Annotated in this window: 19 protein-coding genes; 6 read left to right on the top strand and 13 right to left on the bottom strand. The window is 61.9% G+C overall.

What is annotated here, in order from left to right; genetic code table 11:
• Positions 1-51 precede the first annotated feature (51 nt).
• Both C7T36_RS19315 and C7T36_RS19310 read left to right on the top strand, forming a co-directional pair.
• A complete protein-coding gene (locus C7T36_RS19315; protein ID WP_045067230.1) occupies positions 52-864 on the top strand; it encodes a LuxR C-terminal-related transcriptional regulator in 813 nt (270 codons plus the stop codon).
• Between the two features lie 68 nt (positions 865-932).
• Positions 933-2,330, top strand: a complete 1,398-nt coding sequence (locus C7T36_RS19310; RefSeq protein ID WP_045067932.1) for an APC family permease — start codon at positions 933-935, stop codon at positions 2,328-2,330.
• Positions 2,331-2,333: 3 nt separating this feature from the next.
• On the opposite strand, the gene C7T36_RS19305 is transcribed toward C7T36_RS19310, so the two are convergent.
• The 5 genes from C7T36_RS19305 to dxr all read right to left on the bottom strand — a co-directional run bounded on the left by C7T36_RS19305 (position 2,334) and on the right by dxr (position 8,792).
• Positions 2,334-4,148, bottom strand: coding sequence for a penicillin-binding transpeptidase domain-containing protein (locus C7T36_RS19305; protein WP_045067229.1), 1,815 nt, complete (start codon positions 4,146-4,148; stop codon positions 2,334-2,336).
• A gap of 48 nt (positions 4,149-4,196) precedes the next feature.
• Entirely contained in the window at positions 4,197-5,033 is an 837-nt protein-coding gene (locus C7T36_RS19300) for a GNAT family N-acetyltransferase (RefSeq protein WP_033236513.1), read from the bottom strand.
• Positions 5,034-5,159: 126 nt separating this feature from the next.
• Entirely contained in the window at positions 5,160-6,317 is a 1,158-nt protein-coding gene (ispG, locus tag C7T36_RS19295; RefSeq protein WP_033236514.1) for a flavodoxin-dependent (E)-4-hydroxy-3-methylbut-2-enyl-diphosphate synthase, read from the bottom strand.
• A gap of 89 nt (positions 6,318-6,406) precedes the next feature.
• A complete protein-coding gene (locus C7T36_RS19290) occupies positions 6,407-7,627 on the bottom strand; it encodes an RIP metalloprotease (RefSeq protein WP_045067228.1) in 1,221 nt (406 codons plus the stop codon).
• 7 nt (positions 7,628-7,634) lie between these two features.
• Positions 7,635-8,792 (bottom strand): 1-deoxy-D-xylulose-5-phosphate reductoisomerase, encoded by a 1,158-nt coding sequence (dxr, locus tag C7T36_RS19285; protein WP_045067931.1) that lies wholly within the window; start codon positions 8,790-8,792, stop codon positions 7,635-7,637.
• A 120-nt stretch (positions 8,793-8,912) separates the two neighbouring features.
• Here dxr and C7T36_RS19280 point away from each other — a divergent pair, with 120 nt between their 5' ends.
• Complete coding sequence (locus C7T36_RS19280; protein WP_033236516.1) at positions 8,913-9,182, top strand: DUF2631 domain-containing protein; 270 nt, start codon at positions 8,913-8,915, stop codon at positions 9,180-9,182.
• A 61-nt stretch (positions 9,183-9,243) separates the two neighbouring features.
• Here C7T36_RS19280 and rlmN read toward each other — a convergent pair whose 3' ends face one another.
• Positions 9,244-10,353, bottom strand: a complete 1,110-nt coding sequence (gene rlmN, locus C7T36_RS19275) for a 23S rRNA (adenine(2503)-C(2))-methyltransferase RlmN (protein ID WP_033236517.1) — start codon at positions 10,351-10,353, stop codon at positions 9,244-9,246.
• A 102-nt stretch (positions 10,354-10,455) separates the two neighbouring features.
• On the opposite strand from rlmN, the gene C7T36_RS19270 reads away from it, so the two are divergent.
• Both C7T36_RS19270 and C7T36_RS19265 read left to right on the top strand, forming a co-directional pair.
• Positions 10,456-10,866 carry a lipopolysaccharide assembly LapA domain-containing protein gene (locus C7T36_RS19270; protein ID WP_084702735.1) on the top strand — a complete coding sequence of 137 codons (411 nt, stop codon included), beginning with the start codon at positions 10,456-10,458 and terminating at the stop codon, positions 10,864-10,866.
• Positions 10,867-10,961: 95 nt separating this feature from the next.
• Entirely contained in the window at positions 10,962-11,804 is an 843-nt protein-coding gene (locus C7T36_RS19265; protein WP_045067227.1) for a CoA ester lyase, read from the top strand.
• Positions 11,805-11,889: 85 nt separating this feature from the next.
• On the opposite strand, the gene C7T36_RS19260 is transcribed toward C7T36_RS19265, so the two are convergent.
• The 6 genes from C7T36_RS19260 to rpsB form a co-directional block, all read right to left on the bottom strand.
• A complete protein-coding gene (locus C7T36_RS19260) occupies positions 11,890-12,594 on the bottom strand; it encodes a class I SAM-dependent methyltransferase (RefSeq protein WP_165826301.1) in 705 nt (234 codons plus the stop codon).
• A gap of 11 nt (positions 12,595-12,605) precedes the next feature.
• Positions 12,606-13,502, bottom strand: coding sequence for a phosphatidate cytidylyltransferase (locus tag C7T36_RS19255; protein ID WP_033236519.1), 897 nt, complete (start codon positions 13,500-13,502; stop codon positions 12,606-12,608).
• A gap of 49 nt (positions 13,503-13,551) precedes the next feature.
• Positions 13,552-14,109 carry a ribosome recycling factor gene (gene frr / locus C7T36_RS19250; protein WP_033236520.1) on the bottom strand — a complete coding sequence of 186 codons (558 nt, stop codon included), beginning with the start codon at positions 14,107-14,109 and terminating at the stop codon, positions 13,552-13,554.
• Between the two features lie 70 nt (positions 14,110-14,179).
• Positions 14,180-14,908: a UMP kinase gene (gene pyrH / locus C7T36_RS19245; RefSeq protein ID WP_033236521.1), complete on the bottom strand. Its 729-nt coding sequence runs from the start codon at positions 14,906-14,908 to the stop codon at positions 14,180-14,182.
• Between the two features lie 197 nt (positions 14,909-15,105).
• Positions 15,106-15,933 carry a translation elongation factor Ts gene (gene tsf, locus C7T36_RS19240; protein WP_033236522.1) on the bottom strand — a complete coding sequence of 276 codons (828 nt, stop codon included), beginning with the start codon at positions 15,931-15,933 and terminating at the stop codon, positions 15,106-15,108.
• A gap of 115 nt (positions 15,934-16,048) precedes the next feature.
• Positions 16,049-16,933 carry a 30S ribosomal protein S2 gene (rpsB, locus tag C7T36_RS19235; RefSeq protein WP_045067224.1) on the bottom strand — a complete coding sequence of 295 codons (885 nt, stop codon included), beginning with the start codon at positions 16,931-16,933 and terminating at the stop codon, positions 16,049-16,051.
• A gap of 305 nt (positions 16,934-17,238) precedes the next feature.
• Here rpsB and C7T36_RS19230 point away from each other — a divergent pair, with 305 nt between their 5' ends.
• Complete coding sequence (locus C7T36_RS19230; protein WP_033236605.1) at positions 17,239-17,748, top strand: M23 family metallopeptidase; 510 nt, start codon at positions 17,239-17,241, stop codon at positions 17,746-17,748.
• Between the two features lie 28 nt (positions 17,749-17,776).
• On the opposite strand, the gene C7T36_RS19225 is transcribed toward C7T36_RS19230, so the two are convergent.
• Complete coding sequence (locus tag C7T36_RS19225) at positions 17,777-18,895, bottom strand: MinD/ParA family protein (protein WP_045067223.1); 1,119 nt, start codon at positions 18,893-18,895, stop codon at positions 17,777-17,779.
• Positions 18,896-18,919 lie beyond the last annotated feature (24 nt).

The following is an 18,919-nucleotide window of genomic DNA, read 5'->3' as shown; positions in this document are numbered from 1 at the left end:
GGCGTGACCCGAAGTTCATCGTCACTTCTACGCCCCCGAGACGGGGACGCCATGCGGAGCGAACTCCGTTCGATCGCCGCTCAGGGCGTTGTTCCCGTGCTGTTCGGCGGTGAAGTACAGGACGAGACCCTGCACCTCACCGAATTTGTCGGCACGCGCACCAACAACCTCAAGGGCCTCGCCATCCCGCCGCGCTCCGGCATGGGTGGCCGCGCCGTCGCGCAGCGAGCACCGATCCTGGTTCACGACTACGGCAACTCCCAGTCCATCACTCATCACTTCGATCGACCGGTGCTGAGCGAGGGATTGCACTCCATCATTGCCGTTCCGGTCATGGTTGCCGGCAAATCTCGGGCTGTGCTGTATGCCGCAATCCGCGAGAGCGCCCCACTCGGCGACCGCGCCGGCGACGTCATGGTGTCCGCCTCCCGTCGACTGGGGATGGAATTCGCGATCCGCGACGAAGTCGACCGCCGCCTCCAGCTCCTGCAAGCCGCGTCCGCCGCAAGCAGCGACGGCATGTCCACCGAAGAGATCCGCGACGTGCACGCCGAACTGCGCAGTGTCGCAAACAGCGTCACGGATACCGATCTGCAGATCAAACTCCGCGGACTCTCGCAACGTCTCGCATCGATCCTTAGCCCCGCTGACCGCGACATGGCCTCGGCCGTGACCCTGACGCCACGCGAAATCGACGTCCTCTCACAGGTCGCCCTTGGATGTACCAACATCGAAGCAGCACAGCGTCTCTCAGTCAGCGCGGAAACCGTCAAGAGCTACCTGAGAAGCGCAATGGGCAAGCTCGACGCAAGCTCGCGCCACGAAGCAGTAGTGACGGCACGACGATTGGGCATACTGCCGTAAAACTGGGCGCAGCCCAGGAGCATGTACGGCTGGATGGCCGAGAGCGCTCGCAACGAAGGGTGACGCTGATGTCGGAAACCATGGACAACAGGCAATCCTCGGAACAACCGAGCCTCAAACGCGTCATGGGCCCCGGCCTGCTTCTCCTGTTCATCGTCGGAGACATCCTGGGCACTGGTATCTACGCACTCACCGGAAAGGTCGCCAATCAGGTAGGCGGCGCAGTCTGGGTACCGTTCCTCGTCGCGTTCGTGATCGCGATGATCACCGCGTTCAGCTACCTCGAACTGGTGACCAAGTATCCCAAAGCCGCAGGCGCAGCACTGTATACACACAAAGCATTCGGCATCCACTTCCTGACGTACATGGTTGCCTTTGCCGTCATGTGCTCCGGGATCACATCCGCGTCCACCGCATCGCGGGCATTCGCAGCCAATTTTGTCGAGGCATTCGACCTCGACTTCACCACCGGAATAGGTATCACGCTGTTGGGTATCGCCTTCATGGCGGTAGTGGCGATCGTCAACTTCCGCGGTGTCAGCGAAAGCGTCAAGACAAACGTAGTGCTGACCTGCATCGAATTGTCCGGACTGTTGATCATCATCATGATCGGTCTGTGGGCACTCGGCGTCGGCGACGGCGATTTCGCGCGAGTCACCACATTCGACACCGGCGATCGCAGCACCCTCTCCGCGGTGATCGCCGGCACCGCGCTCGCGTTCTTCGCGATGGTCGGTTTCGAGGACTCGGTGAACATGGCCGAAGAATGCAAGGAACCGACCCGGATCTTCCCGAAGGTTCTCCTCACCGGACTGGTGATCACCGGAATCATCTACATATTGGTCTCCATCACCGCAATTGCCTTGGTAAGCCCGAGCGAGCTCGGCGAAGGTGACACCCCACTCCTCAAAGTGGTCCAGGCCGGGGCACCCGGATTCCCCATTGGCATCTTCGCGTTCATCACGATGTTCGCCGTGGCAAACACGGCACTGATCAACATGCTGATGGCATCGCGACTCCTGTACGGAATCAGTCGCGAAGGCATACTTCCGTCGGCGTTCGGCAAAGTCCACCGCACCAGGCGCACACCCTATGTCGCCATCATCTTCACGACGCTTGTCGCATTCGGGTTGATCACCTTTGTCGGCGAGGTTCCGGAACTGGGCGGAACCACCGCACTACTGCTGCTGTGCGTCTTCACCATCGTCAACATCGCAGTTCTGGTGCTCCGCAGACATCCCGTGGAACACAAGCACTTCCGGGTTCCGACAATCTTTCCGATCCTCGGCGCCATCACCTCGGGCCTACTGGTCACACCTATCGCCGACCGTCCCGTCGTGCAATATCAGATCGCCGGGATTCTCCTCGGGATCGGAGCAGTTCTCTGGCTCGTCACCTACGCCGTGAACAAGCGATCCGGGCGAGGCGGCCCCGAGATCGACCCGGAGCATCTCGCAGAACGCTGAAGGTCAGTAACCTTCCGGGAGAGCTGCGAACATGTCCCGCGTTACGCCGACGGCATTGTCCGAACTTCCGCCGCGCACAACCAAAGTCGCAAAAGCCAAGTCACCCCGATACCCGACGAACCATGCATGCGAGCCGCCGTCGACCTCGGCCTCACCGGTCTTGCCGTACACCTCACCCTGATCCTCGACGCGCTCAGCCGTACCACTGGTAACCACCAAGCGCATCATGCCGCGCAAACCGTCGACCATCTCCGGACTGATGGGCGTGCGGTCACCGTCGATGACGGTTTCCCGACCCGAAATCAGTTGCGGCACCGGTGTGGACCCGTGGGCCACCGTCGCTGCAGCCAATGCCATACCGAACGGACTCACGACCACCAAGCCCTGCCCGAAGCCGTCCTCGGTGCGCTGCACCAGATCCGGCGCGGGCGGGACCGAACCGGAATCGGTCGGCAATCCCACGATGTTGTAATCGGGGCCGATACCGAACTGCGCTGCCGCAGTGGTCAATGCATCGGGTTCCATCTCACTGGCCAGTTTCGCGAAACTTGTGTTGCACGAACGGGCGAACGCCGTTGCCATCGGTACCGTCCCGAGTGAGAACTCGTTGTAGTTCGGGACACTTCGCTGACCGATCTCGATGCGACCGGGGCACGGTACCATCGTCTCCGGGCTCGCTTGCCCACCGGAAATTGCGGCACCCGCAGTCACGATCTTGAACGTGGAACCGGGCGGGTACAGGCCCGTCGTCGCGACCGGACCGTCGCGGTCCGCCGCCTTGTTCTGGGCTACCGCCAGGATCGCGCCGGTGGAAGCCTCGATCACCACCATCATCGCCTGATCCGCATTCACATTGACGGCACGTTGCGCGGCGATCTGAATATTGCGGTCGAGACTGATGGTGAACGACGGAACCGGTTGCGGCGCAGTCTCCGTCAAGATATCGGTATCGACGCCGTTCTGGTTGACCGTGACGACACTCCACCCGGCCTTGCCGTCTACCTCGTCGATGATCGTCTTCTTTATCTGCCCCAGCAGGTCCGGTGCAAACTCCGGATCGGTGGACACCAGATCCGATTCATCGGAGACGCTCACCCCGGAAATCCCGGCCAACTGCGCCGCTACCCGCTCGTAGTCATCACTACGCAAACGAGTGACCAGGTAGTCACCCTTCACAGCCGTCGACGACTCTGCGATCGACTGGCCCGACAGCGTGGAATCGAACTGAGCCAAGGTCGCGGCCAAGGCGTTTGCCGCACCGACGACGTCGGAACTCTTCGAGCGATCGAACTTGACCCGGTACACGATTCCCGGAACCAGAACATCGGTTCCCGAATGCTCGTTGACGCGAGCCCGGGGCGCCGGTTTCGACCGCAACGACATGGTCTGCTTGTCACCGAGTTTCGGGTGGACGTCGGTGGAACTCCAACGGACGGACCAGCCTCCGTCCTTGCGGCCCATCTGCATTTCACCGTCGTACGTCCAGACACGCTCCTTCGGGAGGTGCCAGACGTAGGTGTAGCCGACCGTCGCGGTATCGCCGTCGATCTTGACCTTGGTGGTCTCCGCCGTCATCGACTCGGCCTGCAACTCGTCCCACGTATCGCTCAGCACAGCCCCGGCCGCGTCAGGTCGATCCGTCAACCCTGCTGCTTCCTCGATATCCCGGTCTGCAAACGCACTCAAGAACTGCTGAGCCACAGGTTCCGGCCCCGCCGGCTTCGGAGTGCATGAGCTAACCCCCACCGCCAGCAAAACAGCAGTGCAGGACGCCAGGATTTGGGCGGAGCGGCTACGCGTGAAAGTCCGAGTGTTCATCGGACCCCATACTAAGTCGACATAAACTCGACGCAGCGGAGGCACGACTCAATCGAGGAGAACGGTCGCAAATGTTGCGACCTGCCGGAACCCGACCCGCGCGTACGTGGACCGTGCCACCGTGTTGAAGCTGTTGACGTACAGACTCGCGACCCTGCCGGTTGCCATGATCGATTCGGCGACTGCGGCCGTCCCCGTCACTCCGTATCCACGACCACGGAATTCGGGATTGACCCACACCCCTTGGATCTGACCGCACCGTGACGACACGGAACCCACCTCGGCCTTGAAGACAACCTGGCCGTCGTCGATTCTTGCCCACGCTCGGCCCGACGCGATCAAGCTCGCGACACGATGACGGTATCCACGTCCGCCGTCGTTCGTCCGGGGATCGATGCCCACTTCTTCGATGAACATGGCGACGGCAGCGGGTAGATAGATGTCGAGTTCGTCGGGCCGGACCTGCCGGACCAACGGATCGGACAAACATGAAAGGGGTTCGGACACCGCGAGCAAAGGTTGTTCGGCCCGCACCTCCCGCGCGCTCCCCCAATCCAACTCGAGCATCTCCCACAGCGGCAAGGCCAATTCGGCCCGGCCGACCACCGACGAACACATTCGCGGAATCCGGCACGCCCGATCCGCGAACGCACGGATGCTGTCGATGTCTCCGCGAAGAGGCACAAGATTGGCGCCGGCAAAACACAACGACGACGACGGGCCGCCGCGGCTCCACAGTTCGCCGTGGATCATGCGAGGGTCAACGCCGCATTCCTCGACGCGTGAAGCGATCATGCACGACGCAATGGGGTCGGCGTCGAGGACACGACGAACGTCGTCGAGATCGCGGCCCCCGACCGGCTTGGCTCCGAGGAGTTTCAGCATTGATTGACCCCTCCGCTCTCAGTGCGCCCGCGCCGTGCAGACTTGTGCACCCAGATTGCCACGAACCGGGAACTTGCGGGAAGGTTTCATCCGGCTATTGCTCAACTCACAGTGTCGACCGGTTCATCAGCTCACCGTGACAACCGGTGCGCCGTCGGGAGATTCACCTTCCATGGCTTCCGCGATCTTCATAGCCTCCTCGATGAGAGTCTCGACGATCATGGCTTCGGGCACCGTTTTGATGACCTCACCCTTCACGAAAATCTGGCCCTTGCCATTGCCGGACGCCACTCCGAGATCGGCTTCGCGGGCTTCTCCTGGTCCGTTGACAACGCAGCCCATCACGGCCACGCGCAACGGGATCTCCATGCCTTCGAGACCAGCAGACACCTGATCGGCCAACGTGTAGACGTCGACCTGTGCACGTCCGCAGGACGGGCACGACACGATTTCGAGCTTGCGCGGACGCAGGTTCAAGGACTGAAGGATCTGGTTGCCGACCTTGATTTCCTCAGCCGGCGGCGCGGACAGTGACACACGAATGGTGTCGCCGATACCTTCTGCCAGCAAAGCGCCGAACGCCACTGCGGACTTGATGGTGCCCTGGAATGCCGGACCGGCTTCCGTGACACCGAGATGCAGCGGGTAGTCGCATTTTGCAGCGAGTTGACGGTAAGCCTCGACCATCACAACGGGGTCGTTGTGCTTGACGGAGATCTTGATGTCACCGAAACCGTGTTCCTCGAATAGTCCGGCTTCCCACAGCGCGGATTCGACGAGTGCTTCCGGAGTGGCCTTGCCGTACTTCGCCATCAATCGAGGATCCAACGAGCCTGCGTTGACGCCGATACGAATCGGGATTCCCGCGTCACCGGCAGCCTTGGCTACCTCTTTGACACGGCCGTCGAATTCCTTGATGTTGCCGGGGTTGACGCGGACGGCGGCGCATCCGGCGTCGATGGCGGCAAAGATGTAGCGCGGCTGGAAATGAATATCCGCGATGACCGGAATCTGACTCTTCTTCGCGATGGTCGCCAGAGCGTCCGCGTCTTCCTGGCGTGGACAGGCAACGCGCACGATGTCACAACCGGAAGCGGTCAGTTCGGCGATCTGCTGCAGCGTCGCGTTGATGTCGTGCGTCTTCGTGGTGCACATCGACTGCACCGAGATGGGGAAATCGCTACCCACACCCACGTTGCCGACCTTCAACTGACGGGTCGTGCGTCGCGGAGCGAGAATCGCTGCGGGTGCGGAGGGCATTCCCAAACCGATGGGGGTGGTCACGTCTGTGCCTACTTTCATAGCTTCACTGCAAGTTTAGCCGGGCCGTGGTTGTGCGAGCGCCTCGAAACGATTGCGCTGATCACACAGCCTCAGAAAATCTTGATCGGATTGACGATGTCAGCTGTGAGTGTCAGCAACATGAACGCGCCACCGATCACGATGAAGACGTAAGTGATCGGGAGAAGCTTGGTGTAGTCGACCGGTCCCCCGGCAATAAGTCCGCGCCGGGCCCGGAACCAGTCGCGAATCTTCTCGTAGAAGACCACTGCGATGTGTCCACCGTCGAGCGGCAGCAGCGGAAGGATGTTGAAAACGCCGAGGAAGAAGTTGATCGACGCGAGCAGCATGACAAAGGTCGGCCACTCAGCCTGATCCGCCGCCTCACCCCCGATGACGCTGGCTCCGACAACACTGATCGGCGTATCCAGCGCACGCTCGCCACCGGTGATCGACTCCCACAGCGCACCGACCTTCGACGGAATATCCGCCAACGCCTTCACAGAATCGACCAAAATCTCACCGGTGAAAATCGCGGTGCCGGGAATTGCAGTGAAGGCGTTGAACTCTAGTAGCGGGGGCGCTGCCGTGCCAAGTCCCATTCCGATCGCACCTACCGTCGCCGAACGAGTCTCACCTGTTGACGGGTCCTTGACCCGGCGCTGCGCTTGCTCGACCTCAACCGGAATGGTCAGCGATTGTCCGTCACGCTCCACCGTCAGCACTGCTGTTCCGGTGACAGGTTGAACAAGCGCCACAACCTCCGCCGACGTCGTTGTCGGGTGACCGTCGACGGCGGTGACGATGTCTCCGGGCTGAAGCCCTGCCTGTTGCGCGGGCCCCTCGCCGACGCATTGCGCGAGTGAACCATCCTCCGCCTGGGTCGGCGCTACACAGGAAAGATTGCCGACCAGAGCTTGCGTGGAGCCGTTGCGATCTGGCAGTCCCCAGCCCAATGCCAACCCGTAAAGAAGGGCAAATCCGAGAATGAAGTTCATCGCGATACCGCCGGACATGACAACGACGCGCTTCCACGCCGCTTTCTTGTACATGGCGTGCGGCTCTTCTTCTGGCGTCATCTCGTCGAGCGCCGTCATTCCGGCGATGTCGCAGAAACCGCCGAGCGGCAAGGCCTTGAGGCCGTACTCCGTCTCACCCCGACGGAAGGAGAAGATCTTGGGACCGAAGCCGATGTAGTAGCGGCGGACCTTCATGCCCAGCGCCTTTGCCGTCCACATGTGGCCGGCTTCGTGCAGGGCGATGGACACGCCGATTCCGAGGGCGAACAGGATGACGCCCAATGCAAAAACCATGGAAGCTCTAGCCCTCCTGCTTCACGAGCTGACGCGCGCGTGTGCGTGCCCAGCCGTCTGCGGCCAGAACGTCGTCCACGGTAGTCGGTTCTGCGGACCACTCCGACGCGTCGTCGAGAACTGCCGACACAGTCCGGACGATTGTGGGGAACGTGATGACGCCGTCGAGAAATGCCTGCGCGGCAACTTCGTTGGCGGCGTTGTAGATCGCGGTGAAACAGCCGCCCGCCTTGCCCGCGCTACGAGCCAACGCGACTGCGGGAAAGACCGTCTCGTCGAGGGGTTCGAACTCCCACGTGGATGCCTTCGTGAAATCGCACGCCGATGCCGCGCCGGCAATCCGATCGGGCCACCCCAGTGCCAGCGCAATGGGGAGTTTCATGTCCGGCGGGCTGGCCTGCGCCAAGGTGGAGCCGTCGAAGAACGTGACCATCGAGTGCACGATCGACTGCGGATGGACAGTGACGTCGATGCGGTCGTAGTCGATCCCGAACAGAAGGTTGGTCTCGATCAATTCGAGCCCCTTGTTCACCAACGTCGCCGAGTTGAGTGTGTTCATCGGGCCCATCGACCACGTGGGATGGGCACCGGCCTGCTCGGGTGTCACGGATTCAAGAGCATCGGCACTCCATCCACGGAACGGACCACCGGATGCGGTGAGAATCAGGCGAGACACCTCGTCTGCGGTGCCACCGCGAAGGCACTGTGCCAGTGCCGAATGTTCGGAGTCCACCGGAACGATCTGACCTGGTGCGGCGGCCTTGGTCACCAGTGCGCCGCCGGCAACCAGCGATTCTTTGTTGGCCAGCGCCAGTCGCGCGCCAGACTCCAAAGCGGCCAGCGTCGGTTCCAGACCTAGTGATCCCACCAACGCGTTGAGGACAACGTCGGCTCCACTGGCGCGAACCAGTTCCGCCGCGGCCGACGGCCCCGATCGAGCAGTTACGCCGTCGAGCGCGGCGGCGGCGTCCGGATTCGCCACCGCAACCTCGGTAACGCCAGTCGCCCTGATCTGCTCGGACAACAACTCGACGTTGTTGCCACCCGCAGCCAAGCCGACCACCTCGAACCGTTCGGGGTTGGCTGCGATGACTTCCAAGGCCTGTGTACCGATGGAACCGGTGCTGCCGAGGAGAAGGACGCGGGTGGGTGTGGTTTCCTGCACGCATCCATTGTTGCCGATAACACCTGAGAACAACCTTATCGACGCCCCACTACGTACGACGGTCGGTCGTATGTCACCATATTGAGCAGTAGTGCAACCTATTGAGCAGGAGGATCGACCGTGGCCGATACCCAGTTGGACGTCAAGTCCAGCGCCCCCGTCGTGGTCTCACATGTCGATGAGGCCGAGGTTCCCTCTGCCGCATGGGGGTGGAGTGGTGAAAGCCTCAAGACTTTCCGTATCGCCGGATGGTTCTTCACGGCATTCCTGCTCCTGATGATCATCGGCAATCACAGTGGCAAGGTCGAAGACCTGTGGCTGATCGGTACCGCCGCTTTGATGGCGATCGTCTTGATCCGTGACGTGATCGTCCGTCGCCACCCGCGATAACCAACGCAGACAAAAAACCTCCACGAACTTCGAGTTCGTGGAGGTTTTTTGTTGCGGTACTTCAGTTTTCAGCAGCCAACTGACCACAGGCGGCAGCGATTTCCTGGCCGCGGGTGTCGCGGACCGTGCAGGACACACCCTGCGCGATGACGCGGCGAACAAACTCCCGCTCGACGTCCTTCGGGCTCGCGTCCCATTCACTTCCCGGAGTCGGGTTCAGCGGAATCAGGTTGACGTGAACCAGTCCTCCGAGTGCCTTCTTGAGTTTCTTTCCGAGCATGTCCGCGCGCCACGGCTGATCGTTGACGTTCTTGATCATCGCGTATTCGATCGACACACGGCGGCCGGTCTGATCTGCGTAGTACCGCGCAGCCTGCAGAACCTCAGCCACCGACCACCGGTTGTTGACCGGTACCAAGGTGTCGCGCAGTTCGTCGTCAGGAGTGTGCAAGGACACCGCCAGCGTGACGCTCAGGCCTTCGTCGGCGAGTTTGCGGATTGCCGGGGCCAGGCCGACCGTCGACACGGTGACGGATCGCTGAGACAGTCCGAGTCCGTCCGGCGCCGGTGACGTGATGCGACGCACGGCCGCGACAACACGCTTGTAGTTGGCCAGCGGTTCACCCATGCCCATGAAGACGACATTGGAGAGACGGCCGGGTCCGCCCGCAATTTCACCGTCGCGCATGGCAGCAGCAGCGTCGCGAACCTGGTCGACGATTTCCGCCGTCGACAGGTTGCGATCGAGGCCGCCCTGACCGGTGGCGCAGAACGGGCAGGCCATTCCGCAGCCGGCTTGGCTGGAGATGCACAGCGTCGCGCGATCCGGGTACCGCATGAGGACGCTCTCGAGAAGCGTGCCGTCGTGCGCCTTCCATAGCGTCTTGCGAGTATCGCCGGCATCGCACGCGAGATGCTTGACGGGTGTCAGCAACCTCGGGAAGAGCGAGTCCCCCACCTTCTCGCGCACCGCTGCGGGCAGATCCGTCATCTTCTCGGGATCAGCTTCGAGGCGGGCGTAGTACTGGCGGGCGATCTGATCGGCCCGGAATGCCGGTAACCCGAGCTCCTTGACCGCCTCTTTGCGCTCGTCGGAGTCGAGGTCAGCGAGGTGCCGAGGAGGCATTCCGCGCTTGGGTGCATTGAAAACGAGGGGAAGAGAGGCAGCCATAGTTACACCATTCTCCCATTGATTTGGCGTTCACCCCTACTTCGGCCCGATTGAGCGCCGAGAACCCGTGCATGTTCGTGCTTCTTGCGTGATGATCAACTCATGTCGAGCACACCAGAGGATCCCTCGAACGCACCCGTGTACGGACCCGCCGACGGGTTCGGATCCGACCCACAACTCCCCGCCTCCGATGACGCGGCGGCCGTGGAGAAACACGACCCGGCGCCGGCAGTGGAACCTACGCCGACTCCCACCGGAACCGCCGTCACCGACCGAACTCGCGCGGCGACAACGTGGGTTGGCCTGGTCATCGGTGCAATTGTGCTGATCCTGCTACTTGTCTTCATCCTGCAGAATCTCGAGAACGTGTCGGTCAAAATCCTGGCGTGGCAACTGGATTTCCCACTCGGGATCACCATCCTGCTGGCGGCAATTGCCGGCGCCCTCATCATGGCCCTCGCCGGCGGTGTCCGGATTGTTCAGATTCGTCGCGCGGCCAAACGTCAGCTGTGACTGAAATCTAGTTACGCAATTGGGTCGATCGGTGGTCTGCCAGGCATCATTGGTGTCGTACAAATCACCGGAAAGGACCTGCTGTGACCACTCACATGGAGAGACCTGTGACCATGCGGATCGCACCTGAACAAGCGCGATCCTGGCTACTCGTCCCCGCGTCCAAACCGGACACCTTCACTGCCGCGCTGAACAGCGCTGCTGATGCCGTGATTCTCGATGTCGAGGACGCGGTCGCCCCGGCACACAAGCCGAAGGCTCGAGAAGACGTCGTCGCGTTCCTGAGCGGGCATGCCCGCGCCTGGGTGCGCATCAACGACGCCACCACACCGTTCTGGGAAGAGGACCTCGCAGCACTGGCCGGCCTTCCCGGACTCGAAGGCGTCATGCTCGCGAAGACCGAAAGCGGTCAGCAGGTAGACGCCACCGCCGAACGCCTCCCAGAGGGCACGAAGATTCTTGCTCTCGTCGAATCGGCAGTCGGCCTGGAGGCAGCACCGGAAATCGCTCGAACCGAGGGCACGTTCCGACTGGCATTCGGTAGTGGCGACTTCCGCCGCGACACCGGGATGGACGACTCCCCCACATCCATGTCCTATCCCCGCTCACGGCTCACCATCGCGAGCCGTGCTGCCCGGATCGCCGCTCCCATCGACGGCCCGACGTTGGGTACCGACCTTGATCTGCTGTCGCGTGATTGTGCGATCACGCTGTCACTCGGAATGGCAGGCAAGCTCTGCATGACGCCGGCACAAACAGAACCCGTCAACACAGGTTTGAGCCCCTCCGTTGCCGACGCCGCCTGGGCCCAGGACGTCATCGACGATCTCGGTGAGGACGGCTCACGCGTACGTGATGGCAGTGACCTGCCGCGGCTGGCAAAGGCAAAGAAGATTCACGCCCTGGCAACCCTCTTCCACATCCCGACTCAGAACTAATTTCGGCATAGTTCTGAATCGGTGCAGAATGCGTCAGGCGCTCATGCTCATGAAGAGCGCCTGACGTGCGACTTTCTGAAGAGATTCACAGCAATTCCAACGATCGCGGCTTGAATCGGACGTGCACGCGATAGCGCACCGGGAACGACAAACCCGACACCGACGAGAACGCGCGCGCTGCAGTCTTCTCGGTGAATTCGATCCCGAGAACCTTGCGCATATCGTCCCGATTCCGAAATTCCCATCGGGTGTCAGCCCGGCTCAGTGAAAATCCCTGAGCCTCGAAGAATGCTTCCACTGCGGCCGGGTCGTACTTGGGCAGATCGGCCCGCATCCAGTCGCCGTACGGCGACGCACCGACATCGAGATCGACAATCACCAATGCGCCCCCGGGCCTGAGGATTCGCATCGCCTCGGCGATGCCCCGGCCACAGCCCTTCCCGAAGAAGTACGCCGTGCGCGCATGAACGACATCGACGGACGAATCCGCCAGACCGGTCGACTCGGCAGACCCGGCAACGACGTCGATCTTCGCGTCGTCGCGAGTTCGATCCTGGGCCAATCGCACCAAAGGCGTGTGCGGCTCGACCCCGACCACCCGGCGCGCAGTGCGCGCGAACTCCGGCAGATGAAAACCGGCCCCACAGCCGACGTCCACGACGTCACGATCCGCCCAGTCCACAGCCGCACGCATCGCCGTCCAGATTGCGCCGTCGACGTCCTGCGCACGATTCTCCACCTCGTACACGTCGGGCCAATGCCAGATGTTCGGACTGGGAATCGGTGTCACGCTGCGTTCGATCACACGAGTGCGTACAGGATCAACCAGGTCACGAATGCGGACGGTAACAGCGAGTCCAGACGGTCCATGATGCCGCCGTGACCGGGCAGGAGCGTGCCCATGTCCTTGATTCCGAGTTCGCGCTTGACCTGCGACTCGATGAGGTCACCGACCGTGGCGACGATGACCAGAACAACGCCGAGCAGGACACCGATCATCGAATTGGCGTCGAGAATCAGCGTCACCGACAGCAGGCTGCCGATTACGCAGAAGATCATCGACCCCGCGAAACCCTCCCAGGATTTCTTCGGGCTGACCGCCGGGACCATGGGGTGCTTCCCGAACAGAACGCCTGCGGCGTAGCCACCGACGTCGGAACACACGACGCCGATCATGAGGACGAACACGCGACCGGGTCCGTCGTCTTCGAGAACCATCAGAGCGCCGAACGACGCCAAGAGCGGGATCCACGCCAACACGAACACCGTGATCGACGTGTCCCGCAGGAAATTCTTCGGAGTGGCTTTGAGCCCGTGATCGAAAAGGCGCCACACCATGCACACCAGAACCGTGGCGGTGAAAGCGCCGATCACGCCAACCGGGCCCCATGGCCAGCCGAGCCAGATCGTTGCCTGACCGCCGACAAGCAACGGGATCCGTGGAACTTCGATGTCCGCTTCCCGAAGCCGTGTCGCAACTTCCCACGTCGCGATGAACATCGCAATCGCCACGACGGCAATCCAGCCCGGCGGCAGGAAGATCAGTGTCCCGATGACCAATGCGCCGAGACCAACTCCGACGCCGATGGCGGCGGGAAGATTCCTGCCCGCCTTCGACTTCGGCGGCTGCGCGCCAACAGCGCCCCCCGTCGGCCCGTCCGTGACGGGACCGCCGGCGGTTCCCTCTTGTGCGTGCACCCAAACTCCCTGATCTGCTACCGACCGACAAACACGAAAGCGAGGAGGTCTAGACCTCCATCAACTCCGATTCCTTGTGCTTGACCAGTTCCTCGACAGTGTGCACGTACTTGGCCGTGGTCTTGTCGAGTTCCTTCTCTGCGCGGCCGACTTCGTCCTCGCCTGCATCGCCGTCCTTCTGGATCCGGCTGAGCTCGTCCATAGCCTTGCGACGAATGTTGCGGAGCGTGACCTTGGAATCCTCACCCTTCGACTTGGCCTGCTTCACGAGCTCGCGACGACGCTCTTCCGTGAGCTGCGGAACCGAAATGCGAATGATGCTGCCGTCGTTGGACGGGTTGACGCCGAGGTCCGAGTTGCGGATGGCCGTCTCGATGGCGTTCAGCTGTGAAGACTCGTACGGCTTCACGATCACCATGCGCGCCTCGGGAACGTTGATGCTCGCGAGCTGCGTGATCGGAGTGATCGAACCGTAGTAGTCGATCACGATACGAGAGAACATGCCCGGGTTAGCGCGGCCGGTGCGTACCGAGCCGAGATCGTCCTTGGCTACCGCGACAGCCTTTTCCATCTTTTCTTCGGCTTCGAAGAGCGCTTCATCAATCACGGCTGTTCCTCCATGTCGTTCTGATTCATGTCGTTCACTGTCGAATTTTCGAGCGGATCGTGGGAGTCGCTCACGACTTGACCAGTGTTCCGATCTTCTCACCGGACACCGCACGTGCAATATTGCCCTCGGTAAGAAGGTTGAACACCATGATCGGCATCGAGTTGTCCATGCACAGGCTGAACGCAGTGGCGTCGGCAACCTTGAGTTCCCGCTCGATGACCTCGCGGTGCGTGATCTGGTCGTACATCGTTGCCGTCGGATCTAGACGCGGGTCCGCGGTGAAAACGCCGTCGACGCCCTTTGCCATCAGAACAACCTCGGCACCGATTTCCAGAGCGCGCTGCGCGGCGGTGGTGTCGGTGGAGAAATACGGCATTCCCATACCCGCACCGAAGATGACAACGCGGCCCTTCTCAAGGTGCCTGCGTGCGCGCAGGGGCAGGTACGGCTCGGCAACCTGTCCCATCGTGATCGCGGTCTGCACTCGGGTGTCGACGCCTTCCTTCTCCAGGAAATCCTGCAGAGCCAGGCAGTTCATGACCGTGCCGAGCATGCCCATGTAATCGGAACGCGCGCGGTCGAGTCCGCGCTGCTGCAGTTCGGCGCCGCGGAAGAAGTTACCGCCGCCGATGACCACAGCTACCTGCACGCCTGATCGAACGACCTCCGCGATTTGTTCAGCCACCTTCGTGACCACGTCGGGGTCGAGTCCGACCTTGCCGCCTCCGAACATTTCGCCGCCGAGTTTGAGCAGGACCCGCTTGAATCCTGGACGTTCGTTGGCTGGTTCGGACATTGTTCTCCTCAGTTCGATACAAGACCCGTAGGCCATAAGTCCTTATTCGATCGCCGACTTGATCCGGCGACACAACAATCTTCCGGGACTGCTCCCGAAGGCACTCTTATCCTGCCTCATCGGAGGCCCCAGGTACACGTAGACCCCGCCGGATGAGCATTGCTCTTCTGGCGGGGTCCATGTGCACGGGCTCCGGATTAAGCGGAGGCGCCGACCTCGAAACGCACGAAGCGCTTGATGGTCACGCCGTTCTCGTCGAGGATCGCCTTGACGGTCTTCTTGGAATCCGTAACCGAAGACTGCTCGGTCAGTACGACGTCCTTGAAGAAACCGTTGACGCGGCCTTCGATGATCTTCGGCAGAGCCTGCTCGGGCTTGCCTTCTGCGCGGGCGGTCTCCTCGGCGATGTGACGCTCGGAAGCGACGATCTCCTCGGGAACCTCGTCACGCGTGACGTACTTGGCCTTGAGTGCTGCGACCTGCATTGCAGCGCCGCGAGCAGCCTCAGCAGCAGCGTCGCCTTCACCGGTGTACTCGACGAGAACGCCGACAGCGGGCGGCAAGTCGGAGCTGCGCTTGTGCAGGTACACGGCAACGGGGCCGTCGAATGTTGCGACGCGGCTCAGTTCGAGCTTCTCGCCGATCTTCGCGGACTGCTCGGCGATGACGGTCTCGATGGTCTTGCCGTCGAGCTCGAGTGCCTTGAGGGCAGCGAGGTCAGCAGGCTTACCTGCAGCGGCGACGGTCACGATCTCGTCGGCCAGCTTGATGAACTCTTCGTTCTTGGCAACGAAGTCGGTCTCGCAGTTGATCTCGATCATGACGCCGTCCTTGGCGACAACGAGACCCTCAGCCGTGGTGCGCTCTGCGCGCTTTCCGACATCCTTTGCACCCTTGATGCGCAACTGCTCGACAGCCTTGTCGAAATCGCCATCGGATTCTACGAGTGCGTTCTTGCACGCCATCATTCCGGAGCCGGTGAGCTCACGGAGCCGCTTGACGTCAGCGGCGGTGTAGTTCGCCATGGTTAGCGAGCCTCCTCATATGTCTGTTTCGGACCAGGGACTAAATATGAAGCACGGGCCTAACGGTGAAACGGCCCTGACCACAGGAACTCTGGTCAGGGCCGGTTTCGACGAATCAGGCCTCGGTGGCCGGTGCCTCTGCGGCGGGGGCCTCAGCCTCTGCGGCGGGGGCCTCAGCCTCTGCAGCGGGGGCTTCAGCAGCCGGAGCTGCTTCTGCGGCCGGAGCTGCCTGTGAAAGCAGTTCCTGCTCCCACTCTGCGAGGGGCTCGCCAGCGCCGGTCTCGGGCTTCGCGTCCTTGTCGGCGCTCAGTCCGGCACGCGCCTGCAGGCCTTCGGCCACAGCGGAAGCGACAACCTTGGTGAGCAGCGCTGCGGAGCGAATCGCGTCGTCGTTGCCCGGGATCGGGTAGTCGACGAGGTCAGGATCGCAGTTGGTGTCCAGGATCGCGATGACCGGGATGTTCAGCTTGCGAGCCTCGGCAACTGCCAGGTGCTCCTTGTTGGTGTCGACAACCCACACAGCGGAAGGAACCTTGGCCATGTCGCGGATACCACCGAGGGTGCGATCCAGCTTGGTCATCTCACGCGTGAGCATGAGGATTTCCTTCTTGGTGCGACCTTCGAATCCACCGGTCTGCTCCATTGCCTCGAGCTCCTTGAGGCGGATGAGACGCTTGTGGACGGTGGTGAAGTTGGTGAGCATGCCGCCGAGCCAGCGCTGGTTGACGTAAGGCATCCCGACGCGGGTTGCCTCAGAAGCGATGGATTCCTGCGCCTGCTTCTTGGTGCCGACGAAGAGGACGGTGCCGCCGTGGGCAACGGTCTCCTTGACGAACTCGTACGCCTTGTCGATGTACGTCAGCGTCTGCTGGAGGTCGATGATGTAGATGCCGTTGCGGTCGGTCAAGATGAAACGCTTCATCTTCGGGTTCCAACGACGGGTCTGGTGCCCGAAGTGGGTACCGCTGTCAAGCATCTGTCGCATAGTTACAACAGGCATTGTTGTTCTCTCTTTCACATTCGGTTGCTGCGCGGTGCCGGTGGCACTGCGCCCTGGCGCCCACACGGCCGTCGGACCCGTATCCGGAAATACAGGACCAGCCGAAGGCCGAAAAAACGTGCGCGGGCGCGCGAAGTCGGACTGTGCGAACACAGACCGCTCGACAAGTGTACGTCCTTGCCTCGCAATGCCATAACCAGCACTACAACACCAGTGCCGAATAAAACCTGTGGATGGGATCCGAACCTGTGGAAAACCATCCTGATCTGCATCTTCGCGGTGGCAACGCGGTGCAGGCTGGACTGATGCCCCTAGTGAATTCCATCCGCCGGACAATCCTGGTGCTGTGCGGAGTTACTGCCGTGACGATCGGCGCCGGGCCGACTCTCGCCGACGCCGCAGACCGATTCGATTGGCCACTCATGCCAAGGCCGCGAGTGGAAAGGACCTTCGACAACCCCGAAAAGAACTGGTTGCCCGGACATCGCGGGGTCGACCTGGCCGGTTCGACCGGACAGGCCGTAGTTGCCGCCGGACCCGGGGTTGTGGTGTTCGCCGGACAGGTTGCCGGCAAACCAGTGGTGTCCATCGACCACATCGGCGGATTGCGCACCACATACGAACCTGTCACCGCAGTGGTATCGGCGGGCGACCGCGTTGGCCTCGGGACGGTGATCGGCACTCTCGAGCCCGGGCACGAAGGCTGCGCTGTTGCCGCCTGTCTCCATTGGGGGCTACGACGCGATCGCACCTACCTGGATCCGCTCGGCCTTATCCATGACCGGCCGCTGCGACTCAAACCGCTGGGACGCTGACTCAAACCGCTGGGACGCTAGGGAACGCTCAGCGCCACTCGGCAACAGCGTGACGGCCCGCCGCATCGGCAAAATCATCCGCCACCATCGCGGCCAGCTCCATGAAGGCCCGCTTGGTTGCCGGACGGAGCAGTTCCAGGTCCATGACCGACCCCTCGGCGAGATGCTCGTCGAATGGCACAACCGTCACCGCTCGGCACCGTCGCATGAAGTAGTCAGTGAGCGCGTCCATGTCGATGACGCTCGAACCCGGCCGAGCGGCGCTGATGACAACTACGGTTCGTTCCACCAAATGCCCGTATCCGTGTAGTTGCAGCCAGTCCAGAGTGGCGGCAGCACTTCGTGCACCGTCAACTGCGGGCGAGCTGACCAGGACCAGCGAGTTGGCCAGATCGAGCACCCCGGACATGGCCGAATGCATGATGCCGGTGCCGCAATCGGTGAGGATGATGTTGTAGTACACCTGCAGGATGTCGATGACCTGGCGATAGTCGTCCTCACTGAACGCCTCGGAGATCGCCGGATCCTGTTCACTCGCGAGAACTTCGAGGCGACTGGGCGCCTGGGAGGTGTGGGCGCGCACGTCCGAGTAGCTCTTGATATCCGGTCTCGATGCAATCAGATCGCGCACAGTTGAACGGGTTTGGAGCGGCACGCGCTGTCCCAGCGTTCCGAAATCCGGGTTGGCGTCGACGGCAACAACACAATCTCCGCGAAGAGAAGCAAAGGTCGATCCAAGACCCACGGTGACTGTCGTCTTTCCCACGCCGCCTTTGAGAGAAAGGAGTGCAATCCGGTAGTCGTTCCGTATCGGTTGTTCAATTCGCTCGACCAACGCGCGTTGACGCTGGTCCGATGTGGACTCCCCCAGGTTGACGTATCCGCCGGTCGCGCGGTGAACACCACGTCGCCACCCGCCGCGAGGCGTTCGCCTGGACCGCTTCAGTAATGCTTCAGCTACCAAATCTTGATTGGTAACTTGCTGTTGGCTCATCTGGTTCGAAACCGGGGGCGGGGCCGACCAGGAATCCTGCGGCCACACTCGCGCTTCGGGCGGCGCGGCGGGCGCAGCTACAACCGGAACAGCTTCGGCAATCCACGCCGGTTCCCCGGCCTGTGGCAGGTGTTCGACATCTGTGCGATTCACAATTCCCCCGGATATTGCGTAGCA

Source organism: Rhodococcus sp. AD45-ID, from assembly GCF_003023755.1.
GTDB classification, from domain to species: Bacteria; Actinomycetota; Actinomycetes; order Mycobacteriales; family Mycobacteriaceae; genus Rhodococcus_F; species Rhodococcus_F globerula.
The sequence above is the reverse complement of the archived record's forward strand: the minus strand, read 5'-3'. Positions and strand labels throughout refer to the sequence as shown.

Coding starts and splice junctions, on each gene's coding strand:
- C7T36_RS19315 (WP_045067230.1), top strand. CDS start 52: ATGCGGAGCGAACTCCGTTCGATCGCCGCTCAGGGCGTTGTTCCCGTG.
- C7T36_RS19310 (WP_045067932.1), top strand. CDS start 933: ATGTCGGAAACCATGGACAACAGGCAATCCTCGGAACAACCGAGCCTC.
- C7T36_RS19305 (WP_045067229.1), bottom strand. CDS start 4,148: ATGAACACTCGGACTTTCACGCGTAGCCGCTCCGCCCAAATCCTGGCG.
- C7T36_RS19300 (WP_033236513.1), bottom strand. CDS start 5,033: ATGCTGAAACTCCTCGGAGCCAAGCCGGTCGGGGGCCGCGATCTCGAC.
- C7T36_RS19290 (WP_045067228.1), bottom strand. CDS start 7,627: ATGGTTTTTGCATTGGGCGTCATCCTGTTCGCCCTCGGAATCGGCGTG.
- rlmN (WP_033236517.1), bottom strand. CDS start 10,353: ATGGCTGCCTCTCTTCCCCTCGTTTTCAATGCACCCAAGCGCGGAATG.
- C7T36_RS19270 (WP_084702735.1), top strand. CDS start 10,456: ATGTCGAGCACACCAGAGGATCCCTCGAACGCACCCGTGTACGGACCC.
- C7T36_RS19265 (WP_045067227.1), top strand. CDS start 10,962: ATGGAGAGACCTGTGACCATGCGGATCGCACCTGAACAAGCGCGATCC.
- pyrH (WP_033236521.1), bottom strand. CDS start 14,908: ATGTCCGAACCAGCCAACGAACGTCCAGGATTCAAGCGGGTCCTGCTC.
- tsf (WP_033236522.1), bottom strand. CDS start 15,933: ATGGCGAACTACACCGCCGCTGACGTCAAGCGGCTCCGTGAGCTCACC.
- rpsB (WP_045067224.1), bottom strand. CDS start 16,933: ATGCCTGTTGTAACTATGCGACAGATGCTTGACAGCGGTACCCACTTC.
- C7T36_RS19230 (WP_033236605.1), top strand. CDS start 17,239: ATGCCCCTAGTGAATTCCATCCGCCGGACAATCCTGGTGCTGTGCGGA.